Genomic DNA, 26,306 nt, shown 5'->3' with positions numbered 1-26,306 from the left:
GGGGCCGCGCTGCCCGTCGGTGGGAGTGTGCGCCGGCAGACCAGCGCGCACGTCGTCCAGGTCATCGAGACGCAGAAGTCGGAGGAACGGGCGCGCGGGACTCAGCCGCCATCGCGCGCACGCCCCGGAGCGCCGCCGTGTGCACGCCCCAGGCCGCCGCCGCGCCCACCGCGTACCAGAGCAGATCGGGCGCGTTGAACGTCGAGCCCAGCACCAGCCGTGCCACCGCGCCGTGCCGGGACAACTCCGCGGGCACCCCGGTCAGCTGGAGCAGCTCGACCGCCCAGCTGAGCACCAGCCCCGTACCTGCCACGGCCGGCGGCCGGGCGCGGGGGGCGCACAGCACGACGAGGGCGCAGATCAGGACCGTGTAGAGCGCGTCCCCGGCGTACTTGGCGGGAGCGCCGTCGGCCACGGCACGTACGCCGAGACCGGCCGCGACCGTCACCGCGGCCGCCCCCGCCGCGACGAACCTGGTCCGGTACGCCCTTCGCCCGCGCCCCCTCACGCCGCCCTCTCCAGCTGCCGGATCGGCCGGGCCACCAGCAGTACGCCCACCACCAGAATGTTGATCACCGCTCCGGCCAGCAGCACCTCCGGTGCGCCCACCCGGTCCGCGACCGGCCCCGCCAGTGCCCGGCCCGCCGCCAGCATCAGCAGCGATCCGGCCACGTCGTACGCGTGCAGCCGGTTCAGCGCCTCCGGCGGCACCTTCGTCTGGACGGTCGTCGACCACATCACCAGCCAGAACGCGAACGCCGAGCCCGCGATGAACTGGCCGACCCCCAGCGCGAACACGGGCATCCCGAGCCCCAGCACCAACAGGTTCACGCACACCCCGGTCAGCGCGACGGCGCCCGCCGCCAGCGGGCGGCGCGGCCGCAGCCGCAGGGCGAGCAGGCCACCGACGACGCTGCCGGCGCCGTTCACCGCCATCATCGCGCCGTACGTCCCCGAGCCGTGCGCCTCGGTGACCTCGACCGCGGTCAGCGGGAGCATCGGACCGAGCACGCTGAAGCCGTACACCGTCCAGATCGCGATCACACCCCACAGCCAACTGCGCGCCCTGAACTCGTGCCAGCCGTCGACCAGTTCGGCGACGAACGTGCCGCGCTGCGCATCGTCCTGCGGTGCCGGGGCCAGCCGCAGCAGGAAGAGGCAGACGCCGGAGACCAGGAACGTCGCGGCGTTCGCCGCATAGACCGCACCGGCGCTCGCCAGCCCGACGAGGATGCCCGCGAACGCCGGGCCCGCCATGGTCATCAGCGCCTCGGAGACCCGTAGCACCGCATTGCCGCGCTGTACGTCCGAGGCCACCCGGGGCACGGTCGAGGCGACCCCCGGCTGGAAGAGCGCCGCCCCCACACCGGCCACCGCGCTCAGCGAGTACACCGCCCACAGCGGCGGGTTGCCGACCGCGAAGGAGACCGCGAGCGCCGAGGCGCCGATCAGCCGCAGCGCGTCCGCGATGATCATCATGCGGCGCGGGGTGAACCGGTCCGCCAGCACCCCGCCGAAGAGCACGAACAGCGCCAGCGGGCCCATCCACGCAGCCAGCGCGTACCCCACCGAGGAGTGCGGGCGCCCCGCCCCCAACAGGCCCGCGGTGAGCGCCACCGGGATCATTCCGTCGCCGAAGAGCGCCGCGGTGCGGGCGACGAAGAAGAGCCGGAAGTTTCGGTTCCACAGCCGGTCGGGCTCGACGGGCAGGGCCTGCAGGGGTGACGGGGACGGCCGAGGTGACTGGGATGACGACCCGGACAACAGGGGCAAGGGGTGCGAATCACGCAAAGCGCTCTCGCGGTCCACTGCGGGAATGCAGGCGTGGTCTGCTGACTTTTCCTTCACACCGATGACATGTATCAGCTTATGGTCTATACCAGCTAGTGGGTGAAGGGAGTCCGCCGTGCCGCACCGAATCGTCGTTCTCGCCCTCGATGGGCTGCTCCCCTTCGAACTCGGCATCCCCCAAAGGATATTCGGCCGTTCAATCGGATCCGAGCCGCTCAACGGCGGCCGAAAACTCTACGAAGTCGTCACCTGCTCGATCCGCGCGCCCGGCCCGGTCCACACCGACGCGGACTTCACGATCACGGTCGAGCACGGCCCGGAGGCCCTCGCCACCGCCGACACGGTGGTGATCCCCGCCAGTTACGCCCTCGGCCCCGTGTACACCGAGGGCCGGCTCACCGACGAACTCGCCGCCGCGTTCGCCCACATCAGGCCCGGCACCCGGATGGTCTCCATCTGCACCGGCAGCTACGTCCTCGCCGCCGCCGGATATCTCGACGGGCGCCCCGCCACCACCCACTGGACCTCCGCCGAGCACTTCCAGAAGCTCTTCCCGGCGGTCCGGGTCGACCCCGACGTCCTGTTCATCGACGACGGGGACGTCCTGACGTCCGCCGGGGTGGCAGCCGGGATCGACCTCTGCCTGCACATCGTGCGCCGCGACCACGGCACCGCCGTCGCCAACGACGTCGCCCGGCGCACCGTCGTACCACCGCACCGCGACGGCGGCCAGGCCCAGTACATCCAGCGCCCGGTCCCCGACGCCCAGACCGCCGGCACGACCACCGCACGGGCCTGGGCGCTGGGGCGGCTGGAACGGCCGATCCTGCTGCGCGACTTGGCACAGCAGGAGTCGATGAGCGTACGGACGTTCACCCGCCGGTTCCGGGAGGAGGTCGGGATCAGCCCCGTCCAGTGGCTGACCCAGCAGCGGGTGGAGCGGGCCCGTCAACTGCTGGAGTCCACCGACCTGTCGATCGACCAGGTCGCCCGTGACGCCGGCTTCGGCACACCCACCTCGCTGCGGCAGCATCTGCAGGCCGCGCTGGGGGTGTCACCGACGATGTACCGCCGGACGTTCCGGACGACGGTGGGAGACCGCGGCTAGCGACGTCCCCTTGGATCCGGCCAGAACGTGCATGGTCGGCTCGGAGGGCCGACGATCGCCGTCGGCCCTCCGCCGCGTCACTGGACGCGGGACTTCTTCGGTCCGCTGTCCGATTCGTCGTCGCCGTCGTCGTCGGTTCCCGGGACATGGACGTCCAGCACGTCGATGTTGATCTCGACGACTTCCAGGCCCGTCATCGTCTCGACCGCGTCCGTCACATGAGTGCGGATGTTCTTCGCGGCCTCCAGGATGGGAATGCCGTACTCCACGACGATGACGACGTCGATGGCTGCCTGCTTCTCACCCACCTCCACCTTGACCCCGCGGCTGGGATCGTTGGAGCGGGACACCTTGTCCTTGACCGCCCCCAGAGCTCGCGAGGCGCCCCGGCCCAGGGAGTGGACGCCGTCGGTCTCACGTACGGCTATGCCCGCGATCGTCGAGACCACGGTGTCTGCGATGGTGGTCGTCCCACGGGTTCCCCCGTCTGAGTTCCCCGTTCCCAGTGCGGTACCGCCGAGAGTCTCGTTCGTCGCCATGAGTGCCTCACACAGAGTGTCTACGTGAGGGGGCAGATCGGGGACGGCGGACGAATTCCGCTGCCCTGTGCCCCTCATCCCACTGTGCTCCGGAACCCCGCCGTCCGCCATTCGGCTGACGTTCGGCGGATCTTCCGTCAGTCCCGGGGCAGCAGCGTGCCGAGCGGGCCCAGGTCGAGGTTGAGATCCTCCGGACGCACTCCGTGCTGCTCGCACAGCTCTGTCATGCGTTGGTCGAGCAGCATGAGCGTGGTGCCGATCTCGTCCGTCTGCTCGTCGCTGAGGTCCCCCTGCTCGATGCGGCGGATCGCCTGGCGCTCCATCAGCTGACGCAGTAGCTCGACCACGGTGAGGACCAGGGTGACGAGGTCGCGCCCCATCTTCTCCGAGTCCAGGTCGACGCGTGAAGTCGTCACAACGGCCCACTGTCCGCCCAGGGGGCGGGCACGCGTTCATTGACCGACGACAACAGGGCGTGCAACGACACGCGTACCAGCGGGACATCGGCGATCGCGATGACCAGATCCCCGCTGACGACCACCCCGGTCGCCAGGACACGGTCCAGGAGATCGACCAGCGGTACGCCGATGGGGCCGCAGAGAGGGCCGGGGTTGTCCCACGGAACGACGTCGCGCGCCACGGCTCACACCTCGCCGACGAAGGAGTAGGGGACCCAGGGGCCGGACAGCTCGATCTGCGCACCGGTCCGTTCGCGCAGGGTCTGCGCCAGCAGGGCGAGTTCCGCCGCCCGGTGCTCGGCCACCAGGTAGGTGGCGTTGAGGACCTGGGTGCGACGGTCGTCCCCGGCCGCCGCCGGGCCGTGCGTCCGGAGCCGCCGGGAGGCGGTGGCGATGCGGTTCATGTCCGCGTCCACGGCTTCGGCGACGCGCAGCGAGTCCTCCTGGCGCTGCTCGCGCCGGGCCTGCAGGTTCCTCTTGCGGTCGAGATATGCCCGGCCCGCTCCCGGAGCCGGACGGGGCGGGGCCGCAGGTGCGTTCGGCTCCTCCGCCGGGCTGCTTTCGCGCTTCTGGGGAACGTGGGCCGCGTACACCTTCACTCCCCATTCGGCATGCCGGGCGATGCGCTTCAGCGCGGTGTGAAAGCGGGCCGACTCCTTGGTCAGCGCGAGTCTGGCGCTGTCCTCCCCGTGGTACAGCGTGGCCAGGGGCAGGGGAACGGTCGGCGCGTGGGCGGCCACCGCCGACACGACCTCGTGATGGGCGCGGGCGTACCGTTCGAGTTCCGGCTCGTCCGCCAGACGGTCCTGCCAGGCCTCGTCCGTGAACTCAGCCGCGCGAACGGTCTGCACGATCGCCGTCAGGGCTCCGAACGACAGAGGACGTACGGGTGCGTCGCGCGATACTCCGGGCACTCCGTCAAGAGGCAGCCGGTCCTCGGTCCGGCAGACCGCGTACACGTACATGGCATTCGTATCCGAAGCCCGGGGGCTGCGCTCCGTCATGTGTCTCTGTTCTCCCTCGGATCACTTCTCGGACGTGGACATGTCTTCGGACTTGGCCTCGAGCGCGTCCAGGCGTGCGCGCAGTTCACGGTTCTCGTCCTCCAGGGCGTTCCGTGCCGCATGGGAGCTGAGCGCCGGATCGGTCTCCCACCAGTCGATGCCGGCCTTCTTGGCGGTATCGACAGAGGCCACGAAGAGGCGCAGCCTGATCGTGAGCAACTCGATGTCGAGGAGGTCGATCTTGATGTCTCCGGCGATCACGATGCCCTTGTCGAGGACGCGCTCAAGGATGTCGGCGAGGTTCGTGGTCTGCGGCCCGGCGGCAGGGTAGCCACCCTGCCTGAAGTCGAGATCAGTCACGACGAGCCTTTCGCGATGGCCGTTTGCCGCGGGCAGCCCGCTTCCGGGGAGGCGCGGCTTCCTCTTCTTCCTCCTCCGGTTCCTCCTCCTCTTCTTCTTCCTCCTCCGGTTCCTCCTCCTCTTCCTCCTCCGGTTCTTCCTCCTCCGGTTCTTCCTCTTCCTCGTCCTCCGGTTCTTCCTCGTCCTCGTCGTCTACCAGTTCCTCGTCGTCGTCCTCCCCGTCCTCGTCCTCCTCGTCCTCGTAGCCGTCCTCGTCCTCGTCCTCCTTCTGGTTCTCCTCTTCTTCCATGGCGTCCTCGTGGGTCACCACGACCTCTCCGTCGCGGATCTCGCCGCGCCACCCGTCGGGCTCCTCCTCGGTGAGGGTGACGTAGCGCTGGAAGTGCTTGAAGTCCAGTCGCATACGGCGCCCCTGAGCGCGCCAGAGGTTGCCCGTCTTCTCGAAGAACCCGGACGGGTAGTACTCGACGACCAGGACGATGCGGGTGAGGTTCGGGGCCAGTTCGTGGAAGCTCACGGCGCCGCGCGTCGTGCCCTTCGCTCCCTCGGACGTCCAGACGATCCGTTCGTCGGGCACCTGTTCCTGAACGGTCGCCTTGAAGCTCCGCGAGGAGGGCCCGACCTTGACCTTCCAGTCGCTGGTCATCTCATCGCCCATCGAGACGTCACGCACGCCCTTGGCGAAGCTGCTGAACCGGTCGTACTGAGTCCAGTAGTCGTAAGCCGTACGCAGCGGCACGCCCACATCGAGCACCTCGATGATGTTCATGACCTTGCCGCCACTCGACTTGCGCTTGCCCTTTCCTCCGCCGAAGACCTCCTTGGCCTTGTCCACGACGTTGTCCTTGACGCCCTTCGCCTTCTCCGAGACGAACGCCTTCACCGGCGAATCGCCCTTGAGGATGCGCGAACCCATCGCGGGAAGTTCTCCGCCGTTCTCGGCGACGTCGGTCAGCCGGCCCGTGACATCGGTCAGCTTCTCGCCCGCCTTCTCGGAGAGCTTGTCCACCTGGGCGCTGAGGAAGTTGGAAAGCTCGCCACGGAGCCTGCCCATTCCCGTCTCTTCTTCCTCACCCTCGTCTGCCTGGGGCTCCTTGTTCTCCGTCTTGGCCATGACGCGCTACCTCCGGCCGCTAGAACGCTTGGATGCGGTGCGCTTGCCCGGCGATGTCTTCTTCGCCGCCGTCTTCTTCGCGGCCGTCTTCTTCGCCGGGGCTGACTTCTTGGCGGCCGTCTTCTTCGCCGGGGTCTTCTTCGCCGGCGCTGCCTTCTTGGCGGCCGTCTTCTTCGCAGCGGTCTTCTTGGCCGGAGCCTTCTTGGCCGGGGTGGACCTCTTCGCTGCGGTCTTCTTCGCGGGAGCCGCCTTCTTCCCCGCGCTCTTCTTCGCCCCGCGGTCCTTGTCAGCACCACTCCTGGCCGACCGGGACGGAGTCCGCCGGGAGGGCCGATGCCTCGGCTGCGGCCTTTCGGGCTCTTCCTCGGGCTCTTCCTCGGGCTCTTCCTCAGGCTCTTCCTCTTCTTCCTCTTCTTCCTCCTCTTCCTCCTCTTCCTCGTCCTCGCCCTCCTCGGGCTCCTCTTCCTCGTCTTCGAGTTCGTACTCTTCTTCGTCCTCGTGCTCCGCACCCTCGCCGTCCGGACCCTCTTCGTACTCGTCCTCGTACTCGTCCTCTTCGCCCTCGTCCTTCGGAGGTTCGATGAGACGGGCCGTGCGGTCGCTGATCGCATCGGCAAGCGAGCTCACGCCGCGGTTGGCCGCCGCGGTCATCGCCTTGCGTCCCGCGTCGAGGACCTCGCCCCGGAGCTGATCCTGCAGTTCCGCGAACTGGGGAACCTCTCCCAGCCGGCGCATGCCCTCTGCGGCGAGCTGACGGGGTTCCAGGCCGAACCGTCTGCCGGCCAGGTACGTCGCCACGGTCAGGGCAAGCCGCCCCTTCTTCGTCCGACCCAGCACATAGCCGCCCACTACTGCGGCCGCCAGGGTCACCTTGGCCTGGTCATTCATGAGCACGTCACCTCTGATCGATCTGTGCCGGGCCGACCCGTGCGGAGTGCAGCCGGTCAAGCAACCGTTCCTCTTGCCGTTCGAATTCCTCCAGGGTGATGTCGCCGATTTCGTATTCCTGGTTGAGAAGGGCCAGTTGTGTCCGAAGTACGGCAGGGTCGTGCAGCTCCCGGTCAGCGGCGTCGTTGAGCTTCTCCGCCACCCAGACCACGCCGCGCACCGGCGCGATGGGAAACGTGAGCAAGCCGGTGATCAGCCCCATGTCACACCCCGCCCACGGGCATGGAACGGGCCTCGCGCCCGACGAAGCTGTAGCAGGGCAGCGGGCCGGCCAGGCGGAGTTCCACGTGGTCCCGGTGGGCGTCCGCGAAGTGCCGGGCGTTCGCCAGGAAGGCTTCACTGTCACCGCGTTCGACGAGGAACGACACGTTGAGCGCGCAGCCCGGAACCTCAGGTCCTGCCGCGACGGCGCGGGAGCCTGGGGTGAGTTCCCCGAGAACGGACCGGCCGGCCGCTGTCGCCCTGCGGGTGAGCGCTGCGGAGACGGCTTCACCCAGCCGGAGACTGGCCTCGTAGCCGGGGCGCCTTCGCACCGCCTCGCGCAGCCGCCGTACGGTCTCGTCCTCGGCAACGAGAGCGGCCAGCGCGTTCTGTGCCGGAAACGCCTTGACGTTGATCTCGAAGCGGCCGGACAACTGCTCCAGGGTGGCTGCGTGGTCGGCTTCGGCGCCGGCCAGCTGATGCAGGACGGTTTCTTCATCAGGGGCGACCATGCCGAAGCGCATGGGCAGCACCGGCCCCTCGTCCGCCAGGCGCATCAGGAGTTCCTGGTGCGCCAGCAGGTCACGGCGTCGCGCGCGCAACCCGGGCGGCGCATCGCTGACCACCGCGTCGAGCCCGCCCGTGGTGATCTTCCGCAGGACGGCAGGAGGGGACCCCACTCCGCCAATGCCCTTCGGGAGCACCGTGCCCGCCCGCATGACGGCGTAGACGTAGACCCCGTCGGCTGCCATGGTCATGCCTCCACGCGCCGACGCCGGCTCTGGCTGCTGCGGGCAGGGGCTCGCCGCTTCTTGGGACGTTCGTACTGCTCGTCCTCGTCCTCGTCGTCGGACTTGTCGTCGCCACCACCCACCGCCTTGCGCACGCTGTCACCCACGCTCTCGGCGGCTTTACGAACCTTGCGCTTGCCGACGGACTTGGCCACACCGCCACTCAGCAGCTCGGGGACGGTGGTGCTGCCGGAATCGCGTTCCAGGTCAAGCCTGTTGCATGCCTCGGCGAACCGGAGGTACGTGTCCACGCTCGCGACGACGATGCGCGCGTCGATCTTCAGGATTTCGATGCCGACGAGCGACACCCGAATGAATACGTCGATCACCATGCCGCGGTCAAGAATCAGTTCCAGTACGTCGTACAACGTGCCGGCGCGCGGCGGGCAGGCCACTACTTCGTCGGAGTATGTGGTCGCGCTCATGAAATGTCCTTCCAGCAGGGGGAACGAACACGATCATTCGTCGGCGGAACCCCGCCGGTATCGGCGGACCCGGCGGTATTCCAGGAGTTCGCCGACCCGGTCGAGTTGCACCTCGTACGAGGCGAGGAGACTTGTGGTGTCCGGGATCCTGGGTACTTCCAGGACGTCCACGACCACGCACCAGCCGTCATCGGAATGTTTGACTGCGGACACACCTTCTGCGGGGTGACCGATGAGCCCCTCCAGGCTCTTACAGGCAGCCTTCGCCGCATGTTCGGGGCCTCGCGCGGGTGCTGCGCGGCGAGCGGTGGCCGGCTTCGCTTTCCCGGCACGTGTGCGACGTTCTTCTGCCATAAGGCCAGTCTGGCGACTCCGGCCAGTCACGCATCTTGAGCAATGCCATCAGTGCTCGCGGGGGATCCGCATGATCCGCACCAGGGTGCCGGAGAGGCGTCGCGGCGCTTCGACACTCTTCCGCGGGGCAGCTCCCGTCCGCCCGCCTCGCAACCAAGGAATCAATGTGTTTCGATGTGAGTCCCCTGGAATCCGGGCCTGGTGGACGCATCCCGGGGAAAGCTCCCTGTACACGCTTGCGATGTAAACAGCACAGATCCCGGCAGCCAAGATGCGACTGCCGGGATCGGTACGAAGTGGAAGCGGCATTACTCCTTGATGGCGTCCTTGGCGTTGGCCTGGCGCAGGTCATCAACGTTTTCGTCGGCGCGCCCCTCGGCCTGCATGGACTCGTTGCCGACAGCGCGTCCGACGACCTTCTTGACCTTGCCCTCGGCCGGCTCGCCCTTGGCCTGAGCCTTCTCGTCCGCAGTCACAACGACTCACATCCTTCCGTATTCGATGAACGCGACATCCCACGTCCGGCCAGAACACCTGCCGCTCAAAACCCCGGCTGTCACCTCACGGAAACTATCGTGAGGCGGGGTGGCGTAAACCACACACAGGATCTGCAGGTGTGAACGGGCCGGCCCGGGGCAGTCGTTGCCTTGGAGGTTGATAACAGTGGTTCCCATTCTTCTCGTTCTTCTGCTCGCCCTGATCCTTTTCGGTGCGGGCTTCGCACTCAAGATCCTTTGGTGGATCGCCGCCATCGTGCTGGTCGTATGGCTGCTGGGCTTCATCATCCGCCCTGCGGCGGGCGGCGGGCGGCGTGGCCGCTGGTATCGCTGGTAGACAGCGTTCAGCAGATTGATGTGGGCGGGGTCCCGACGTGACTACGACGTCGGGACCCCGCCCACTTTCACGCTCCCGCGAAGAGGAGAAGGGCGACAAGCGATCGTCCTTGGAATTCGGGCCGGGAGGTGCGCGTATGGCGGGATGGCGCCGTGACACATCAGGAATCGTGCCTCCAGCAAGGCGCCATCCGACCGTCTCGCTTTATCCGGACCAAGGATGTGTACGAGGAGAGCGACGGGGCACGCGATGTTCTGAGAGCGCGTCACCGAACATCGGGAGACGCCCTCTCGACTCAAGGCCGACGCTTTTGAGTGAACCATCATTCCAATGAGGGAGCCGTTATATGAGTGACAACATCTGGGGCTATCAGCCGACCACCGGTTACACCGCGGGCGATGACCTGACGGGGTACAAGGTGGAAGCCACCGATGGAAGCATCGGCAAGGTCGACAAGCACTCGGACGATGTCAACTCCGCCTACCTCGTGGTCGATACCGGTGTCTGGATCTTCGGCAAGCACGTCCTGCTGCCGGCCGGCACCGTGCGCAGTATTGACAAGGCCGAGCGGAAGATCTTTGTCGACCTCACCAAGGACCAGATCAAGGACTCGCCCGAGTTCGACAAGGACAAGCATGTCGGGGACGCGGGGTACCACGAGCAGGTCAGCGGCTACTACCGGAGCCACCGCCGCCCCTGATCGCACCGCACCACTTCACGACGTGGGGTCGGCCGGACTCGTTCCGGCCGACCCCACGTCGTCGCGCGCGGGCAGGCCCGTCCCGGCCCGGTCGGGCGAGACTCCACCGTCTCGCGAGGCCGGAGGCCGCCAACCGCAGCCCAGCCCCTCAGAACACCAGCACCCCCCGCGCCACCCGTCCGTGGTGCGCGTCGTCCGCGGCCTTGGCGAAGTCCTCCACCGGGTAGGTCTCGGTGACGAGTTCGTCCAGCAGCAGCCGGCCCTCCCGGTACAGGTCCGCGTACAGGGCGATGTCCCGCTGCGGGCGCGAGGAGCCGTAGCGGCAGCCCAGGATCGACTTGTCCAGGTACATCGACGAGACGAGGAACGACGCCTCGGCCCTCGCGGCCGGCACGCCCAGCAGGATCGCCTGGCCGTGCCGGTCGAGCAGGTCGATCGCGGTGCGGATCAGTTCGGTGCGGCCCACGCACTCGAAGGCGTGGTCGGCGCCGTGCGGCAGGATCTCCCGGACGCCATCTGCCGTAGTCAGGAAGTGGGTGGCGCCGAACTGCCGGGCCACCGCCTCCTTCTCCGGGTTGGAGTCGACGGCGACGATCGTCAGCGCACCGGCGATCCGCGCGCCCTGGATCACGTTGAGCCCGATGCCGCCGGTGCCGATCACGACGACACTCTCACCGCGGTCGACCTTGGCCCGGTTCAGTACGGCTCCGACTCCCGTCAGCACCCCGCAGCCGATCAGGGCCGCCGAAGTCAGGGGCAGGTCCGCGGGGATCTTCACCGCCTGCACGGCCTTGACCAGGGTCCGTTCGGCGAACGCCGAGTTGGACGCGAACTGGTACAGCGGTTTCCCGCCCCGCGAGAACGGCTGCCCCGGCATCCCGATCGCCTTGCGGCACATCGTCGGCCGGCCCCGGTCGCACTGGGCGCACGCCCCGCAGCTCGCCAGCGTGGACAGCGACACATGATCACCGGGCGTCACATGGCTCACGCCGGCGCCGACCGCCTCGACCACGCCCGCGCCCTCGTGCCCCAGCACCGCCGGCAGCGGGAACGGAATCGTCCCGTCGATCACCGACAGGTCGCTGTGGCAGAGGCCGGCGGCGGCCACCGCGACCAGTACCTCCCCGGGACCCGGATCACGTATCTCCAGATCGTCGACGACCTCGGTCCGCTTGCCGTCGAAGACGACGCCTCTCATCTCGGCTCCCTCGGTAGGCCGAGCACGCGCTCGGCGATGATGTTCCGCTGGATCTCGTCCGAGCCGCCGTAAATGGTGTCGGACCGGGTGAACAGGAACAGGCGCTGTGCCTCGTCGAGTTCGTACGGTGAGCCGGGCGACCAGTCGTGCGGGCCGATGGCTCCGGCCGCACCCCTGATCTCCACGGCCAGTTCGCCCAGGCGCTTGTGCCAGCCGCCCCAGAGCAGTTTCGCGACGCTGGGTGCGCCGTTGTCGGTGCCGGTGGTGGTGCCGAGGGTGCGCAGGGCGTTCCAGCGCATCGTCCTCAGTTCGGCCCACTGGCGGACGAGCCGTTCGCGCAGGACCGGGTCGTCGGTGGCGCCGCTGTCGACGGCGACCCGGACCACGCGGTCCAGCTCCGCGGCGAACCCGATCTGCTGGACGAGCGTGGAGACGCCGCGCTCCAGGGCCAGCAGGCCCATGGCGACGGCCCAGCCGTTGCCCTCGCCGCCGACCACCTCCTCGGCGTGCGCCCCGTCGAGGAAGACCTCGTTGAACTCGCTGGTCCCCGACATCTGGCGGATCGGCCGCACCTCGATCCGGCCCGGCTGGTCCATCGCGACCAGGAGGAACGACAGCCCGTGGTGGCGCCGCGAACCGGGCTCGGTGCGGGCCAGGACGAAGCACCAGTCGGCGTCCCGGGCGAGCGAGGTCCAGATCTTCTGACCCGTTACGCGATACCCGCCGTGCTCCGGATCACGTACGGCGGCCGTCCGCACCCCGGCGAGGTCCGATCCGGCGCCCGGCTCGCTGTACCCCTGGCACCACAGGGCCTCGCCGCGCGCGATGGGCGGCAGGAAGCGGCGCCGCTGCTCCTGGCTTCCGTACGCGATGAGGGTGGGGGCGAGCAGGTTCTCGCCGATGTGGCCGACGCGGGCGGGGGCCCGGAGGCGGGCGTACTCCTCGGCCCAGACGACCTGCTGGGTGAGGGTGGCCCGGCGGCCGCGGCGCGCCTGGCCGGTGTCCGCCTCGTCGCCGTCCGCCTCGTCTCCGTCCTCCCAGCCGATGCCGATCCAGCCGCCGCGGCCGAGTTCACGCTCCCAGGCACGCCGGACCGCGACACCCTCGTGTTCGCTGCCCGGACCGCCGATGCCGGTGGCCGCCGCGTACTCGCCGACGAGGTGGGCCTCCAGCCAGGTGCGGGCTTCCTCGCGGAACGTGGCGTCGTCGGGGCCGAAGGTGAAGTCCACGCTGCGTCCTTTCGATACGGGGCGCGCATGGGGCCGCCCACTTCAAGCCCGTGCACCCTTCCGGGACCGGGGCCCACTTCAAGCCCGAGCGCCCATCCAGAACCAGCGCCCACTTCAAGCCCGTCCGGCGATTGAGGACCGGGGTCCGGGGCAGCGCCCCGGCGACGAACCCGCGCGCCCGGCGATTGAGGACCGGGGTCCGGGGCAGCGCCCCGGCGACGAACCCGCGCGCCCGGCAACCGGGTGGCCCCGCCCCGACCCCGCACACCCCAAAACGCCGACGGGACCGAACACGCGCACCGCCCCGCACCGCAGCACACCGCACCACACCGCACCACAGCACACCGCACCGCTCACGCGTTCGGCCGCTTCGCGGCCCTCGCCGCCTCCGCCATCGCCTCCAGCTGCGCCAGCATCGGCATCGGGTCCGTCCCCACCGTCCCCGGCAGGAAGTCCGCGATGCGTTCCGGTGTCCACGCCGCCCCCTCCGCGTACCCCGCGCGCAGCTCCCTCGGCTGGGCCCAGACCGCGATCTTCGGGCCCGCGATCGTGTACACCTGACCGGTGATCTTCTCCGCGCGGGCCCGCTCGCTGAGCAGGTAGACGACGAGCGGCGCCACGTCCTCCGGCTCGCCGATCTCCATGAGCTCCATGGGGACATTGGCGGACATCCGGGTACGCGCCACCGGCGCGACCGCGTTGGCCGTGACGCCGTACTTGTGCATGCCCAGCGCCGCGCTGCGGACCAGCGAGATGATGCCGCCCTTCGCCGCACTGTAGTTCGCCTGGGCCACGCTCCCCTGGTGGTTGCCGCTGGTGAAGCCGATCAGCGTGCCGGCGCCCTCCTGCTTGCGCATCACCGCCGACGCGGCCCGGAAGACGGTGAACGTGCCCTTGAGGTGGGTGGCGACCACCGGGTCCCACTCCTCCTCGGACATGTTGAACAGCATCCGTTCGCGCAGGATGCCGGCCACGCAGACCACCCCGTCGATGCGCCCGAAGTGCTCCAGCGCGGTGTCCACGACCCGTTGCCCGCCCGCCATGGTGGAGATGTCGTCCGCCACCGCGACCGCCTCGCCGCCCGCCGCCACGATCTCCTTGACGACGGACTCGGCTATCTCGCTGGCGGGTTCGCCGCCCTCGATGGAGACGCCGTAGTCGTTGACGACGACCCTCGCCCCCTCGGCCGCGGCGGCGAGCGCGACGGCCCGGCCGATCCCGCGCCCGGCGCCCGTGACGGCCACCACCTTGCCTGCCAAGAAGTTCCCCATGCCCGGCCCCTTCCCGCGGTTTCTGACGGACCGTTAGATTCTATGGGTCATCAGGTCCACCGGCACAAGCCCCAGGAGGCTCCATGTCACTGCCGGACGAGTTCCACGACATCGCCAAGCGCGTGAACAACTGGGGCCGCTGGGGCGCGGACGACGAGATCGGGACGCTCAACCTGATCACCGACGAGGTCGTCCGGGAGGCGGCGGCCACCGTCCGCACCGGGCAGCGGGTGCCGCTCGCGCTGCCGCTCCAGCAGGACGGCGTACAGAGCGGGCTGATCCCGGGACGGATCAATCCGCTGCACACCATGGTCCAGATCAATCAGGAGCTGTTCGGCCCCGGCACCGTCGCCACCAGCGACGACACCGCGGTCCTGAGCCTGCAGACCGCCACCCACTGGGACGCGCTCACGCACGCCTCGCACTCGGGGAAGATCTACAACGGCCGCCCGGCCGCCACCATCACCGCGCACGACGGCGCACGGTTCAGCGGAATCGACAAGGCCCCGCACCTCGTCTCGCGCGGGGTGCTGCTCGACGTGGCCCGCGCCCACGGGCTGGACCGGCTGCCCGGCGGCCACGCGGTCACCCCCGAGGACCTGGACGCGGCCGAGGAGCTGGCCGGGGTCCGGGTGCGGGCCGGTGACATCGTGCTCGTACGGACCGGGCAGGTGCAGGTCTATCTGGCCGGGGACAAGAACGCGTACGGCTATCCGTCACCGGGTCTGTCGATCCGGACGCCCGAGTGGTTCCGGGCCCGGGACGTGGCCGCGGTCGCCAATGACACGCTGACCTTCGAGATCTTCCCGCCGGAGATCGAGGACCTGTGGCTGGGGGTGCATGCGCTGGATCTGGTCGAGATGGGCATGCTGCAGGGCCAGAACTGGAATCTGGAAGGGCTGTCCACCCTCTGTGCGGAGTCGAGCCGCTACGGCTTCCTGCTCTCGGCCATGCCGGAGCCATTCGTGGGCGCCACCGGCACACCGGTCGCCCCGGTCGCGGTCTTCTGAGCGGCCACCGCGCAGCCGAATCGGCGCAGGGTCGTGCCCCGCACCGACGAGAACAGTGCCCCTGACGGGCCTACGCGCGACGGGTGACCGCGTGCGACGGCTCGTACGCGGCGCCCGGCTCGGGCCTGCCGGCGTCAACGCAGCCGGTGCCGGTGCCGTACTGCGCGGCGCCCTGGACGGAACCCGGCACGGCACTCTGGACGGAACCCGGCGCTGTGTTCTGAACGGAACCCGGCGCGGCGGTCTGCATGGGACCCGGCAACGGACTCTGCACGCCCGTCCCGCGGGCGCAGGGCTGCATCTGTACCTGGATCAGCGGGATGCCCCGGTCCACCTCGCACCAGATGCGCTTGCCGGCGCCTTCCGGCTGCCAGCCCCAGCGGTCGGCCAGGCCGTCGACCAGCTCCAGGCCCCGGCCGCCGGTGTCCTCGCCCTCCGCGTGCCGCTGCTGCGGCGGGCGGCAGCTGGTGTCGGCCACCTCGACCCGTACGGTCCCGGCGTCCCCCTGCGCCCCCGGCAAGCCGAACAGCATGCGCAGCACGGCCGGACAGCCGGTGTGCACGACCGCGTTGGTGACCAGCTCCGAGATCAGCAGGATGAGCGTCTCGGCCAACGGCTCGTCGTCTCGTATCCCGGACCCGACCAGCCTCGAACGCGCCCATCTGCGCGCCCGCCCGACCTCCGCGGGGTCGGCCCCGACCTCCAGCTGAACCTGAAGCCCCTGCACCGCTCACACCATCCGAACCGGCGGACACATCGCCTCGCGCCTCCTCAGGGTCACGGAACGTGATTCCCTTACGAGACAGCATGGTTGACGTACAGTCACCGCAACAAGCGCTTCGGGCATATTCCAGCGCGAAGGAGTACGCGTAGTGCATACTGTGCGACGCACGTTGCGGAGAGTCGAACAGAGGCGCCCGGAGACCCCGGGAATCGTTTCCCCGGCAGGCCCGGCCCCTCTGTGTGGATCACGGGCAGGGCGCCTCTCGCGGGCCGGAGCAGCCACACAGGCCACATCCGGATCGCCAGGTTCCAGAACCACTCGCATCCAACGGAGCGTACCCGAGCCCGGCGCCGACTCCACGCCGTGACCAATCACGCAAAGGACACAAGCCGGTATCAGCACTTACCGACTGCACTGCGTCACTCCGTAGCGTGAACCTCAGGGGTCGGTCCCGTCACGTGCGTGCACCGGGCACCCGGCCGCCCCCGCTCAGGCCAGATCGGCGGCCAGCGCCTCCTGCGCGTCCGCCGCCGTCAGCCACTGCCCGGCCCGCAGCCAGGCCCGCTTCAGGTGCAGATGGACATCTGCCTCCCAGGTGAAGCCCATGCCGCCGTGCACCTGGAGACAGTCGCGGGCGTTGCCGACGGCCGCGTCGTCGGCGAGCAGCTTGGCCCCGGCGATCTCCACCGGGTCCGCCGTCACGGCGGCCGCGTAGACGGCGGTACGGGCCGTCTCGGCGCGTACCAGCATTCCGGCGCACAGATGCTTGACCGCCTGGAAGGCCCCGATCGGCGTTCCGAACTGTTCGCGCTGACCGGCGTGTTGAACCGCCGACTCCAGGCTGCGGGCGGCGCTGCCGAGCTGTTCGGCGGCGGTCAGCAGCGCGCCCTCGCGGCGCACCCTCGCCCCGTTCGGCAGCGGTTCGCCGTCGTACGCGGCCAGGTCCGGCACCCGCCACAGGGGTGTGCCGGGATCGAGCGACCGTACGGGCCGGGCCTCCCCCGCGACCTGCCGCAGCACCCCGCCGGTCAGCAGCCGCGCCCGGTCCCCGTCCAGGACGAGCAGCGCGTCGGCCTGCGCCAGGTGCCCCACGGGCCGTCCGGCCTCCGCCAGCGCCACCACGGCCTCGCCCTCCGCCGCCCCTTTCACGACGCCGGCGGCCAGCTGGGTGGCGGCCAGCGGGCCGGGCAGGAGGGCCCGCCCGATCTCATCGAACGCGAGTACGGATTCGGGCAGGCCGAGTCCGACCCCGCCCGCCGTCTCGGGGAGCCGCAGCGCGAAGAGCCCGGCCGTGCCGAGCTCCCGCCACAGCTCACGGCCGATGTCCCCGCCGCCGTCGAGCGCGGCCCGCATCCGGTCCCTGTCGAACCGGCCGGCGAGCAGCTCCCGGATTCCCGCCCGCAGGGCCCGCTGGTCCTCCGTAAGCCGGAAGTCCACTGTCCGCTCACCGCCCCTTCGGCAGGCCGAGGATCCGCTCGGCGACGATGTTGCGCTGGATCTGCGAGGTGCCGGCCGCGATCGTGTACGAGAGGGAGGAGAGCCGGTCCAGCACCCATTCCCGGTCCAGGTCGAGGGCGTCGCCCGCGCCGAGCACCTCGGCCGCCGCCTCGTAGAGCTCCTGGCGGGCGTGCGAGTAGCGCAGCTTGAAGACCGAGCCGCCGGTGCCGGGGACGCCGCCGGTGCTCTGTGCCTCGCTGACGTTCCACTGGGTGAGCCGCCACAGCGCCCGGAACTCGGCGTTGAGCCTGCCCAGCCTGCGGCGCAGGACCGTATCGTCCCACCGCCCGTTGTGCCGGGCCTCGGCCGCCAGGGCGTCCAGGGTGCGGCGGCAGGCGACGACCTCGCCGACGAAGGCCGTGCCGCGTTCGAAGGAGAGCGTGACCATGGTGACCCGCCAGCCGTCGTTCTCCGCCCCGACGCGGTGCGAGACGGGCACCCGGACCTCGTCCAGGAACATCTCGGCGAACTCGGTGGACCCGGCGAGCGTGCGCAGCGGCCGGACGGTGACGCCGGGGGCGTCCATCCGCATCGCCAGCCAGCTGATCCCGCGGTGCTTGGGCGCGGCCGGGTCCGTGCGCACCAGCAGCTCGCACCAGTCGGCGACCTCCGCGTGCGAGGTCCAGATCTTCTGGCCGCTCACCACGTAGTCGTCGCCGTCGCGCACCGCCCGGGTCCGCAGCGAGGCCAGGTCCGAGCCCGCGTCCGGCTCGCTGAACCCCTGGCACCAGATCTCGTCGCCGCGCAGCACCGGCGGCAGCCAGCGGGCCCGCTGCGCGGCGGTGCCCTCGGCGGCGATGGTGGGCCCGGCGTGCAGCAGCCCGACGAAGTTCGCCCCGACGTAGGGCGCACCGGCCCGCTCCGTCTCCTCCAGGAAGATCAGGTGCTGGGTCGGGGTGGCGCCCCGGCCGCCCGCGTCGGCGGGCCAGTTCAGGCCCGCGTAGCCGGCGTCGTGCAGCAGGCGCTGCCAGCCGGTGTCGTAGGCCCGCCGTCCCGGCCAGTCGCCGGGGTCCGGCTTTTCGGGCAGCCCGGGGAGCACCGAGGTCAGCCACTCCCGCAGCCGGGCCCGGAACTCCTCCTCCTCATCCGTGTACGCGAGGTCCATCGTGGGCCTACTTGTCGAGGTCCAGGCCGAGCATCCTGATCGCGTTTCCGCGCATCAGTTTGTAGACGGTCTCGTCGTCCAGTCCCTTGACGTGGTCGAGGGCGACCTCCTTGGTGTTCGGGAAGGTCGAGTCGACGTGCGGGTAGTCGGTCTCGAAGGTGGCGTTGTCCCGGCCGACGACGTCGAGCGAGGCGACGCCGTGCTTGTCGCGGAAGAAGCAGCAGAACATCTGCCGGTAGTAGTACGTCGACGGCGGCTCGGGGATCAGATCGCGGACGCCGCCCCAGGCCCGGTGCTCCTCCCAGACGTCGTCGGCGCGCTCCAGGGCGTAGGGGATCCAGCCCATCTGGCCCTCGCTGTAGGCGAGCTTGAGCTGCGGGAACTTCACCAGGACGCCGCTGAAGAGGAAGTCCATCATCGAGGCCATCGCGTTGTTGAAGGAGAGCGAGGCCTGTACGGCGGGCGGGGCGTCGGGGGATGCGGCGGGCATCTGCGAACTGGACCCGATGTGCATGTTCACGACCGTGCCGGTCTCCTGGCAGACGGCGAAGAACGGGTCCCAGTAGCCGGTGTGGATCGACGGCAGACCGAGGTGGGTGGGGATCTCGGAGAAGGTCACCGCCCGCACCCCGCGGGCCGCGTTCCGCCTGATCTCCGCGACCGCCAGGTCGATGTCCCAGAGCGGGATGATGCAGAGCGGGATCAGCCGGCCGCCGCTGTCACCGCACCACTCCTCCACCATCCAGTCGTTGTAGGCGCGGACGCACGCGAGCGCGACCTCCTTGTCGTGCGCCTCCGCGAACGTCTGCCCGCAGAACCGCGGGAAGGTGGGGAAGCAGAGGCTCGCCTCGACATGGTTGATGTCCATGTCCTTCAGCCGCTCCGCGGGGTCCCAGCAGCCGGGCCGCATCTCCGCGCGGGTGATCCCCTCCAGCGTCATGTGGTCGCGGTCGAAGCCCACGGCGGCGATGTTCCGCTTGTACGGGAACTTGAGGTCCTCGTAGATCCACCAGTCGGTGGGCGGGCCGTCGGGATCCATCGTGATGACGTACTTGCCGCCGGTGTACGCCAGCTCGCCGATGCCCGCCGTCAGCGGCTGCGGGCCGCGCTCCCGGTACTTGGCCGGGAGCCAGGTGGAGAAGAGGTGCGGCGGTTCGATCACATGGTCGTCGACGCTGACGATCCGAGGCAGTTCCGTCATGGTGTCCCCTTCGGCGCGCTTTTCTGATGACCCGTCAGATTGACGTCGCCCTCAGGCTAGCCCCGCACCACTGGACCGACAAGGCGCAGCGCTCTACGCTCTCCGCACGATCTGACTACCCGTCAGCTGTGAGGGGTTCGCCGTGAACGAGACCGCACATGCCCTGGGAACATCGGGCACCTTCTGGGAGCTCATCGAACGCCGGGCCGCCCTGACACCGGACCGGCCCTTCCTGATCCAGGACGACCGCGCGCTCACCTTCGGCCAGCTCAGGGCCCGCGGCGAGCGGGTGGCGGCCGGTCTGTACGGGATGGGGGTGCGGCCGGGAAGCGTGGTCGCCTGGCAGCTGCCGACCCGACTGGAGACGGCGCTGCTGTCCTTCGCGCTGGCCCGGATCGGGGCGGTGCAGACGCCCCTCATCCCCTTCTACCGCGACCGCGAGATCGGCTTCGCGCTGCGCGAGTCGAAGGCCGAGTTCTTCGCCGTGCCCGGCACCTGGCGCGGCTTCGACCACGCGGCGATGGCCGGTCGCCTGGCGGCGGAACTCGACCGCCCGCCACGCGTCTTCGAGGCGTACGAGACCCTTCCGGACGGCGATCCGGCGATCCTGCCCGCACCGCCCTCGGACGGTACGTCGGTGCGCTGGATCTACTGGACCTCGGGCACCACATCCGACCCGAAGGGCGTCCTGCACACCGACCGCAGCCTGATCGCGGCCGGCTCCTGCCTGGCCCACGCACTGCGCCTGTCGGCGGCCGACATCGGCTCGATGGCCTTCCCGTTCGCCCATGTCGCCGGGCCGGACTATTCGGTGATGCTGCTGCTGTACGGCTTCCCCGCGGTGCTGTTCGAGCACTTCGCGATGCCGGACGCGCTGGCGGGCTACCGGCGTCACGGGGTGACGGTCGCGGGCGGCTCCACCGCGTTCTACTCGATGTTCCTGGCCGAGCAGCGCAAGGACCCGGGCCGGAAGCTGATCCCCACCCTCCGCCTCCTCGCGGGCGGCGGCGCCCCGAAACCCCCCGAGATCTACCACGCGGTGGTCCGCGAGATGGGCGTCCAGCTCACCCACGGCTACGGCATGACGGAGGTCCCCATGATCACGATGGGCGCCCCGGACGACACGGTGGACCACCTCGCCACGACGGAGGGGCGGCCGCCCGAGGGCATGGAGATCCGGATCACCGACGAGGACGGCAAGCCGTTGCCGTACGACACGGACGGCGAGGTACGGCTGCGGGGCGAGGCGGTCTGCAAGGGCTATCTGAACCCGGCGGCGTCCGCGGCGGCCTTCGACGCGGAGGGGTTCCTGCTCACGGGCGATGTCGGGCACGTCGGGGCGAGCGGGCACCTGGTGCTCACGGGGCGGCTGAAGGACATCATCATCCGCAAGGGCGAGAACATCTCGGCGAAGGAGATAGAGGACCTCCTCGCCCGCCACCCCGGCGTGGGCGACGCGGCAGTGATCGGCCTCCCGGACGAGGAGCGCGGCGAACGCGTCTGCGCGGTGATCGAACAACCACCGGGCGCCGCCCCGCTCACCCTGCCGGATCTCACGTCCTACCTGCGCGCGGAGGGCCTGTCCGTCCACAAGCTCCCGGAACAACTGGAGCTGATGGACGCCCTCCCCCGCAACGAGACCCTGCGGAAGGTACTGAAGTACCGACTGCGCGACCGCTTCACGACCATCTGACCGGGGTGCGGGGTTCCTTGGTTCGGGGTTCCGTCCTCAATCGCCGGACGGGCTTGGTGTGCGGGTCGCTCCGCGGGGTGCGTGATGTCCGGTGGGTGGGGGTCCGGTGCCCCTCCGGGGCGTCTCCTCGGACGACGAACGTTCGGCGGGTACGCGAGGGACCCGGGTACCTGTTCGTCGTCCTGCGGGGACTCCCCTGCACGGCCCCGGACCCGGCCGTCCCGCGTCTGCGGCAGTCGTACCGCCGGGGTGCGGACGCGACTGATGCAGGGGTGGGGCCGTGCAGGGGAGTCCCCACAGGAAATGGCGTACGACCCGGGTCCCTCACGGACCCGGGTGAACACGCCATTTTTGAGGAGACGCCCCGGAGGGGCACCGCCCCCCACCCACCGGGCATCGCGCCACGCGGGGCACCCGCACCCAAGCCCGTCCGGCGATTGAGGACGGAACCCCGAGCCCCGGACCGGGCGAAGCGAAACGGGGCCGGGCCCAAGCCCCGCCCCGCCGCCCGCCCAAGGGCTACGCGTCGGGCTCGATCACCGTGAAATACGCGGAGAACGCCGCCACCGCATCCGCCTCCGCGACCCGCCCGTCCCGGTCCGCGTCCAGGCTCTGCGCGGCGAACGCCGCCGCGTCCGGGCTCGCGCCCAGGACCCGTAGCGCCCGCTCCACGGCGGGCACCGCGGCGGCCCCGTCGTTCTCCTGGTCGGCCACCGCGATCGCCGCGCGCAGGAAGGGGCGGGCGATCTCCGCGAACCGCTCGGGGCTGTCGCGGAGCCGTTTCACCGCGCCGCCCACGAACTCCGCACGGTTGACGCGCTGGTCCCCGTCCACGTCGGCGATGCCCGCCATGCCCTGCCAGAACGCTTCGGCCCCGCTGTAGAGCGCCTGGCCCTTGTCGCAGCGGGCCGCCGTACCGAACTCGGTGAGCAGACGGGCCGCGGCGGCGTTGAAATCCGCGCGATCGATGTATCCGTTGCCGTCCTGATCGAAGGCGGCGAAGCGGAAGGCGATCTTGCGCTCATACTCTGCGCTGTCCATGCGGGGAGCGTACGACGCCTTCGGCGTTCACGTGTCATTCACCTGTGTCGCGGTGTGACGACCCAGTAAAAAAGGGCGGCGCAGTACGGCTGCCGGACAACCGCCGCGGGCTTTTCAGGCCGAGAGCGGCTGGGCCTCGTCGTCGACGGCCGCGTCCCAGTCGGGGTAGACCTCGAACAGCCGGCGTACCCCGAGCGCGGCCAGCACCCGGTTGACGTGGGAGCCGTCCTCCGCGCCCCGGGCGGGCAGGATCAGCCGCAGCCGGCCCCCGCAGGAGCGCATCAGACGGCGGGAGGCGATCAGCACACCGACGCCGCTGGAGTCGCAGAAGAAGACCTCGGAGAGATCGAGCACGACATCGTGGCGGCCGACGGCGACCGCGTCATGCACGGACTGGCGAACGGCGGGTGAGGTCACCAGATCCAGTTCACCGCGAATGTGCAGCACGGTCCACCCGCCCTGCTCGGTCTCGGCCACTTTCAGTGTCACGCGACTGGCCTCTCGTTCCGAGGGTTCCGGAGGATTCGCGATCCGGAAGTTTGCGTTCCTCCTCGCGGCTGCCCCGAGGCACCCCCCATGAAACACCGCCTCCCCCTGGAAGACCCAGAAGGGTTTCGGGCAGAAATGATCACTTCGAGTCCGGTTCCGGTGTCACAGGGGACGCATTCCCTATCATCCAGGGCGTTCGCGCGGACGTACTTGCCGCAAAGAGCATGAATGGCCGGTACAGCCGACTACATTTCGATGTGACGAGGGGTACAGGGCGACGGCACAGGGCTGGGGGTCTCATGGCTAATAACGCACCACCCCGCTGGGACCGCAAGATGCAGCAGCGGCTGGCGCGCGGAGAAGCGGCCGCCCTCGGGGAGCTCTACGACCGGTTCGCCTCGCTCGTGCACAGCCAGGCGCACCGGATGCTCGACGACGAGAACGCCGCGGACCTGGTGACCCGCGAGGTGTTCGGGTACGTGTGGGAGAACCCCGACGCCTACGACCCCAAGCAGGGCTCGATGCGGTCCTGGGTGGCCCGTCTCACCCACCGCCAGTCCGTGCAGCGGCTGCGCAGCACCGCCACCGCCACCGCCACCACGAGTACGTACGAGGACGCGGAGGACGGCGAGGTCCGCGCGGACCCGGCCGCTCTGGAGGATCGGGTGCGCCGGGCCACCGCGGCGGCCCGCGCCGACTACATCGTCGCGTCGATGCCCGCACCACTGCGGGCCGCGCTGGAGCTCGCGTACATCCAGCGCCGGGACTACCGGCAGACCGCGGCCGATCTCGGGGTCACCGAGGACGAGGCCCGGCGCCGGCTGCGGCTCGGGCTCCAGTTACTGTCCACCGCCCACACCCGGCCGCTGGAGGGCTCCTCGCCTCCCGGATACGGACGGCGACCGTGACCGACGATTCGGGACGGCTCGAAGGCGACGGCCGCGAGCAGAACGGGCAGGACGACGAGATGCGGGACGCCGGTCGCATACCGGGTCCGCGGGCCGCCGCGGACGACTTCGGCGTGAGCCGCGCGACGCCGCCGCCACCCGCGCCCCGGCCGGAACCCGAGCCGCCGCATCCGGAACCGGCCGACGGCCTGGCCGGCCCACCGGGTCCGCCCGGCCCGCCAGGCCAGTCGTCCCTGGTCCTCCCGCACCGTGTCCTGAAGGCGCTGCTCGGCGCGTGGGCGCTGGCCGCCTGCTCGGCCGAGGAGACCGAGGCCGTCGAGACGCACCTCACGGAGTGCGCACCCTGCGCGGACGAGGCGCTACGGCTGCGCGACGCCGTCGGCCTGCTGCACACCGACGGCAGCCTGGACCTCGATCCGCTGCTCCGGTCGCGGGTGCTGGAGAGTTGCCTGAGCCGCCGCCCGGCCAGGATCCCGGTACCCGACTGGGCGTCCCCGTACGACGCGGAGACCGCCCGGCTCGATGCGCTGCTGCGTGACATCGGTGCCTCCGAGTGGCACACCCCGTTGCGGCTGAAGTGGTTCGAGGGCGAGCGCGCGGTCAACCGCAAGACGACGGTGGCCGGGGTCATCGGCCACCTCATGACCGTGGACGGGCTGGTCAGCGCCGCGCTCGGCCTCGACGACCCGCTCGCCGACAGTGTCCCGGGCGTCCCGCGCCGGGGCTCCGGGCCGGCGCTCGCGCCCACCACGCGCACCGAGACGTACTGGTCGTCCGCGAGCCGGCCACCCACCCGCGCCGTCCGCGAGCCGTGGCGCACCCAGAACCACACCCTCATCCGGACGGTGTCCTTCGCGGGCCGCGGTGTCGCGGACCTCTCCGTCTCCTACGGCAACTTCGCGCTGCCCCTGCAGGACGCCCTGCTGGACCGTGCCTTCGAGTGCTGGGTGCACGGCGGCGACATCGCGGACGCGGTGGACTACCCGTACGAGGCGCCCTCCGCGGCCCATCTCAACCGGATGATCGACCTGGCGGCCCGGATGCTGCCGGCCGCCCTGGCCGAGCGGCGACGGGCGGGGCTCGCCGGTCCGGCCCGCCATCTGGTGACGGCCGGTTCGCCGGGCCGCTCGCTCCATCTGGAGGTCGAGGGCATGGGCGGCGGCGACTGGTACATCGCGCTGGACTCACCGGCCGCGATCGGCTCCCCCGACCACGCGGTGGCGCAGGTCGCTCTGGACGGCGTCGAGTTCTGCCAGCTGGTGGCGGGTCATGTGCCACCGGTGGAGGCGGCGGCCGGGCAGCGCGGGGACCGCGAGGCCATTCAGGACGTGCTCTTCGCGGCGGCCTCGCTCAGCAGACTGTGAGACCGGCCGCCGCCCGAACGTCCTACGCGAAGATCACCGTGCGGCGGCCGTTCAGCAGGATGCGCCGCTCCGCGTGCCACTTCACCGCGCGCGCCAGCGCCTGGCACTCCACATCGCGCCCGACGGCGACCAGTTGGTCCGGCGTCACGCCGTGGCCCACCCGCTCGACCTCCTGCTCGATGATCGGCCCCTCGTCGAGGTCGGCCGTCACGTAGTGCGCCGTCGCACCGATCAGCTTCACGCCGCGGGCGTGCGCCTGGTGGTACGGCTTGGCGCCCTTGAAGCTCGGCAGGAACGAGTGGTGGATGTTGATGATCCGGCCGCTCAGCTGCTTGCACAGATCGTCCGAGAGGACCTGCATGTAGCGGGCCAGCACGACCAGTTCCACCTCCTCCTCGCGGACCAGCTCCAGCAGCCGGGCCTCCGCCTCGGCCTTGTTGTCCCTGGTCACCGGGATGTGCCGGAAGGGGACGTCGTACGAGGCGACGAGTTCGGCGAAGTCCGTGTGGTTGGAGACGACCGCGGCGATCTCGACCGGCAGCGCCCCGATCCGGGAACGGAACAGCAGGTCGTTCAGGCAGTGGCCGAACTTGCTGACCATCAGCACGATCCGCATCCGCTCCGAGGACCGGTGGATCTGCCAGTCCATCCGGAAGGAGTCACCGATCGCGGTGAAGCTCGCCCGCAGCTTCTCGGCGGTCACCGGGCTGCCCGCCGAGAAGTGGACGCGCATGAAGAACAGACCGGTGTCGTGGTCCCCGAACTGCTGACTGTCCTCGATATTGCAGCCGGTCATGAAGAGATAGCTCGACACGGCGTGCACGATGCCCTGTTTGTCGGGGCACGAGAGCGTGAGGACGTACTGCTCGGACGCGGCGTCCGGGGCAGCGGAGGCAACGGTATCGGCGGGCTGCGGCGCGGTCATCCCCGTAGCGTGCCACACCGTCCG

At 70.2% G+C, this 26,306-nt stretch carries 30 protein-coding genes and 1 pseudogene; 7 read left to right on the top strand and 24 right to left on the bottom strand.

Features of this window, described 5'->3' with window-relative positions; translation table 11 throughout:
• Window positions 1-61 precede the first annotated feature (61 nt).
• Both FHX80_RS17080 and FHX80_RS17075 read right to left on the bottom strand, forming a co-directional pair.
• Window positions 62-508: a ribosomal maturation YjgA family protein gene (locus tag FHX80_RS17080; protein ID WP_145764970.1), complete on the bottom strand. Its 447-nt coding sequence runs from the start codon at window positions 506-508 to the stop codon at window positions 62-64.
• Window positions 505-1,848 (bottom strand): MFS transporter, encoded by a 1,344-nt coding sequence (locus FHX80_RS17075; RefSeq protein WP_425281688.1) that lies wholly within the window; start codon window positions 1,846-1,848, stop codon window positions 505-507. Before FHX80_RS17075 ends, FHX80_RS17080 begins: the two co-directional genes overlap by 4 nt.
• Before the next feature lie 58 nt (window positions 1,849-1,906).
• Here FHX80_RS17075 and FHX80_RS17070 point away from each other — a divergent pair, with 58 nt between their 5' ends.
• Complete coding sequence (locus FHX80_RS17070; protein WP_145764968.1) at window positions 1,907-2,899, top strand: GlxA family transcriptional regulator; 993 nt, start codon at window positions 1,907-1,909, stop codon at window positions 2,897-2,899.
• Between the two features lie 77 nt (window positions 2,900-2,976).
• Here the strand turns inward: FHX80_RS17070 and FHX80_RS17065 are convergent, their stop codons facing one another.
• The 12 genes from FHX80_RS17065 to FHX80_RS17010 form a co-directional block, all read right to left on the bottom strand.
• Window positions 2,977-3,438, bottom strand: a complete 462-nt coding sequence (locus tag FHX80_RS17065) for an Asp23/Gls24 family envelope stress response protein (protein WP_145764967.1) — start codon at window positions 3,436-3,438, stop codon at window positions 2,977-2,979.
• Between the two features lie 137 nt (window positions 3,439-3,575).
• Complete coding sequence (locus tag FHX80_RS17060; RefSeq protein ID WP_123460934.1) at window positions 3,576-3,854, bottom strand: gas vesicle protein K; 279 nt, start codon at window positions 3,852-3,854, stop codon at window positions 3,576-3,578.
• The gene (locus FHX80_RS17055; RefSeq protein WP_145764966.1) at window positions 3,851-4,078 is read right to left on the bottom strand and encodes a gas vesicle protein; all 228 of its coding nucleotides are present in this window, start codon (window positions 4,076-4,078) and stop codon (window positions 3,851-3,853) included. Before FHX80_RS17055 ends, FHX80_RS17060 begins: the two co-directional genes overlap by 4 nt.
• Window positions 4,079-4,081: 3 nt before the next feature.
• Entirely contained in the window at window positions 4,082-4,900 is an 819-nt protein-coding gene (locus FHX80_RS17050; protein WP_145764965.1) for a GvpL/GvpF family gas vesicle protein, read from the bottom strand.
• Window positions 4,901-4,921: 21 nt separating this feature from the next.
• Window positions 4,922-5,260, bottom strand: coding sequence for a gas vesicle protein (locus tag FHX80_RS17045; protein ID WP_145764964.1), 339 nt, complete (start codon window positions 5,258-5,260; stop codon window positions 4,922-4,924).
• On the bottom strand, window positions 5,253-6,374 hold the full coding sequence (locus FHX80_RS17040) for an SRPBCC family protein (protein ID WP_145764963.1): 1,122 nt from the start codon (window positions 6,372-6,374) through the stop codon (window positions 5,253-5,255). The genes FHX80_RS17045 and FHX80_RS17040 overlap by 8 nt, the downstream gene beginning before the upstream one ends.
• 6 nt (window positions 6,375-6,380) lie before the next feature.
• On the bottom strand, window positions 6,381-7,262 hold the full coding sequence (locus tag FHX80_RS17035) for a histone protein (RefSeq protein WP_145764962.1): 882 nt from the start codon (window positions 7,260-7,262) through the stop codon (window positions 6,381-6,383).
• A 7-nt stretch (window positions 7,263-7,269) separates the two neighbouring features.
• Window positions 7,270-7,524: a gas vesicle protein GvpG gene (locus tag FHX80_RS17030; protein ID WP_145764961.1), complete on the bottom strand. Its 255-nt coding sequence runs from the start codon at window positions 7,522-7,524 to the stop codon at window positions 7,270-7,272.
• 1 nt (window position 7,525) lies between these two features.
• Window positions 7,526-8,275: a GvpL/GvpF family gas vesicle protein gene (locus tag FHX80_RS17025; RefSeq protein WP_145764960.1), complete on the bottom strand. Its 750-nt coding sequence runs from the start codon at window positions 8,273-8,275 to the stop codon at window positions 7,526-7,528.
• 2 nt (window positions 8,276-8,277) lie between these two features.
• Window positions 8,278-8,739: a gas vesicle structural protein GvpA gene (locus FHX80_RS17020; protein WP_145764959.1), complete on the bottom strand. Its 462-nt coding sequence runs from the start codon at window positions 8,737-8,739 to the stop codon at window positions 8,278-8,280.
• 33 nt (window positions 8,740-8,772) lie between these two features.
• A complete protein-coding gene (locus FHX80_RS17015; protein ID WP_145764958.1) occupies window positions 8,773-9,093 on the bottom strand; it encodes a gas vesicle protein GvpO in 321 nt (106 codons plus the stop codon).
• Window positions 9,094-9,401: 308 nt separating this feature from the next.
• A complete protein-coding gene (locus tag FHX80_RS17010) occupies window positions 9,402-9,569 on the bottom strand; it encodes a CsbD family protein (protein WP_145764957.1) in 168 nt (55 codons plus the stop codon).
• A 187-nt stretch (window positions 9,570-9,756) separates the two neighbouring features.
• On the opposite strand from FHX80_RS17010, the gene FHX80_RS17005 reads away from it, so the two are divergent.
• Window positions 9,757-9,927, top strand: coding sequence for a hydrophobic protein (locus FHX80_RS17005; RefSeq protein WP_145764956.1), 171 nt, complete (start codon window positions 9,757-9,759; stop codon window positions 9,925-9,927).
• A 346-nt stretch (window positions 9,928-10,273) separates the two neighbouring features.
• Window positions 10,274-10,627: a PRC-barrel domain-containing protein gene (locus FHX80_RS17000; protein WP_145764955.1), complete on the top strand. Its 354-nt coding sequence runs from the start codon at window positions 10,274-10,276 to the stop codon at window positions 10,625-10,627.
• A gap of 148 nt (window positions 10,628-10,775) precedes the next feature.
• On the opposite strand, the gene FHX80_RS16995 is transcribed toward FHX80_RS17000, so the two are convergent.
• The 3 genes from FHX80_RS16995 to FHX80_RS16985 all read right to left on the bottom strand — a co-directional run bounded on the left by FHX80_RS16995 (window position 10,776) and on the right by FHX80_RS16985 (window position 14,325).
• Complete coding sequence (locus FHX80_RS16995) at window positions 10,776-11,825, bottom strand: Zn-dependent alcohol dehydrogenase (RefSeq protein ID WP_145764954.1); 1,050 nt, start codon at window positions 11,823-11,825, stop codon at window positions 10,776-10,778.
• On the bottom strand, window positions 11,822-13,054 hold the full coding sequence (locus tag FHX80_RS16990) for an acyl-CoA dehydrogenase family protein (protein WP_145764953.1): 1,233 nt from the start codon (window positions 13,052-13,054) through the stop codon (window positions 11,822-11,824). The genes FHX80_RS16995 and FHX80_RS16990 overlap by 4 nt, the downstream gene beginning before the upstream one ends.
• Window positions 13,055-13,407: 353 nt before the next feature.
• Window positions 13,408-14,325 (bottom strand): SDR family oxidoreductase, encoded by a 918-nt coding sequence (locus FHX80_RS16985; RefSeq protein ID WP_145764952.1) that lies wholly within the window; start codon window positions 14,323-14,325, stop codon window positions 13,408-13,410.
• 83 nt (window positions 14,326-14,408) lie between these two features.
• Between FHX80_RS16985 and FHX80_RS16980 the strand changes: the two genes are divergently transcribed.
• Window positions 14,409-15,335, top strand: coding sequence for a cyclase family protein (locus FHX80_RS16980; protein WP_145764951.1), 927 nt, complete (start codon window positions 14,409-14,411; stop codon window positions 15,333-15,335).
• 310 nt (window positions 15,336-15,645) lie between these two features.
• On the opposite strand, the pseudogene FHX80_RS36785 reads toward FHX80_RS16980, so the two are convergent.
• From FHX80_RS36785 to FHX80_RS16960, 4 genes and pseudogenes are all read right to left on the bottom strand, one after another.
• Window positions 15,646-16,062: pseudogene (locus FHX80_RS36785) on the bottom strand (ATP-binding protein); the annotation flags it as partial.
• 486 nt (window positions 16,063-16,548) lie between these two features.
• Window positions 16,549-17,496 carry an acyl-CoA dehydrogenase family protein gene (locus FHX80_RS16970; RefSeq protein ID WP_145764950.1) on the bottom strand — a complete coding sequence of 316 codons (948 nt, stop codon included), beginning with the start codon at window positions 17,494-17,496 and terminating at the stop codon, window positions 16,549-16,551.
• A gap of 7 nt (window positions 17,497-17,503) precedes the next feature.
• Window positions 17,504-18,661 carry an acyl-CoA dehydrogenase gene (locus FHX80_RS16965; protein ID WP_145764949.1) on the bottom strand — a complete coding sequence of 386 codons (1,158 nt, stop codon included), beginning with the start codon at window positions 18,659-18,661 and terminating at the stop codon, window positions 17,504-17,506.
• A 7-nt stretch (window positions 18,662-18,668) separates the two neighbouring features.
• A complete protein-coding gene (locus tag FHX80_RS16960) occupies window positions 18,669-19,862 on the bottom strand; it encodes an amidohydrolase family protein (RefSeq protein WP_145764948.1) in 1,194 nt (397 codons plus the stop codon).
• 142 nt (window positions 19,863-20,004) lie between these two features.
• Between FHX80_RS16960 and FHX80_RS16955 the strand changes: the two genes are divergently transcribed.
• The gene (locus FHX80_RS16955; RefSeq protein WP_145764947.1) at window positions 20,005-21,555 is read left to right on the top strand and encodes a class I adenylate-forming enzyme family protein; all 1,551 of its coding nucleotides are present in this window, start codon (window positions 20,005-20,007) and stop codon (window positions 21,553-21,555) included.
• A 519-nt stretch (window positions 21,556-22,074) separates the two neighbouring features.
• On the opposite strand, the gene FHX80_RS16950 is transcribed toward FHX80_RS16955, so the two are convergent.
• Together FHX80_RS16950 and FHX80_RS16945 are read right to left on the bottom strand one after the other, a co-directional pair.
• The gene (locus FHX80_RS16950) at window positions 22,075-22,596 is read right to left on the bottom strand and encodes an EF-hand domain-containing protein (protein WP_145764946.1); all 522 of its coding nucleotides are present in this window, start codon (window positions 22,594-22,596) and stop codon (window positions 22,075-22,077) included.
• A 114-nt stretch (window positions 22,597-22,710) separates the two neighbouring features.
• Entirely contained in the window at window positions 22,711-23,085 is a 375-nt protein-coding gene (locus FHX80_RS16945; RefSeq protein WP_145764945.1) for an STAS domain-containing protein, read from the bottom strand.
• A gap of 299 nt (window positions 23,086-23,384) precedes the next feature.
• On the opposite strand from FHX80_RS16945, the gene FHX80_RS16940 reads away from it, so the two are divergent.
• Both FHX80_RS16940 and FHX80_RS16935 read left to right on the top strand, forming a co-directional pair.
• The gene (locus tag FHX80_RS16940; RefSeq protein ID WP_145764944.1) at window positions 23,385-23,993 is read left to right on the top strand and encodes an RNA polymerase sigma factor; all 609 of its coding nucleotides are present in this window, start codon (window positions 23,385-23,387) and stop codon (window positions 23,991-23,993) included.
• A gap of 59 nt (window positions 23,994-24,052) precedes the next feature.
• Window positions 24,053-25,357 (top strand): zf-HC2 domain-containing protein, encoded by a 1,305-nt coding sequence (locus tag FHX80_RS16935; protein ID WP_145767350.1) that lies wholly within the window; start codon window positions 24,053-24,055, stop codon window positions 25,355-25,357.
• A 22-nt stretch (window positions 25,358-25,379) separates the two neighbouring features.
• On the opposite strand, the gene purU is transcribed toward FHX80_RS16935, so the two are convergent.
• Complete coding sequence (purU, locus tag FHX80_RS16930) at window positions 25,380-26,282, bottom strand: formyltetrahydrofolate deformylase (RefSeq protein ID WP_145764943.1); 903 nt, start codon at window positions 26,280-26,282, stop codon at window positions 25,380-25,382.
• Between the last annotated feature and the right edge of the window lie 24 nt (window positions 26,283-26,306).

This window comes from Streptomyces brevispora, from assembly GCF_007829885.1.
Lineage (GTDB): Bacteria > Actinomycetota > Actinomycetes > Streptomycetales > Streptomycetaceae > Streptomyces > Streptomyces brevispora.
The sequence above is the reverse complement of the archived record's forward strand: the minus strand, read 5'-3'. Positions and strand labels throughout refer to the sequence as shown.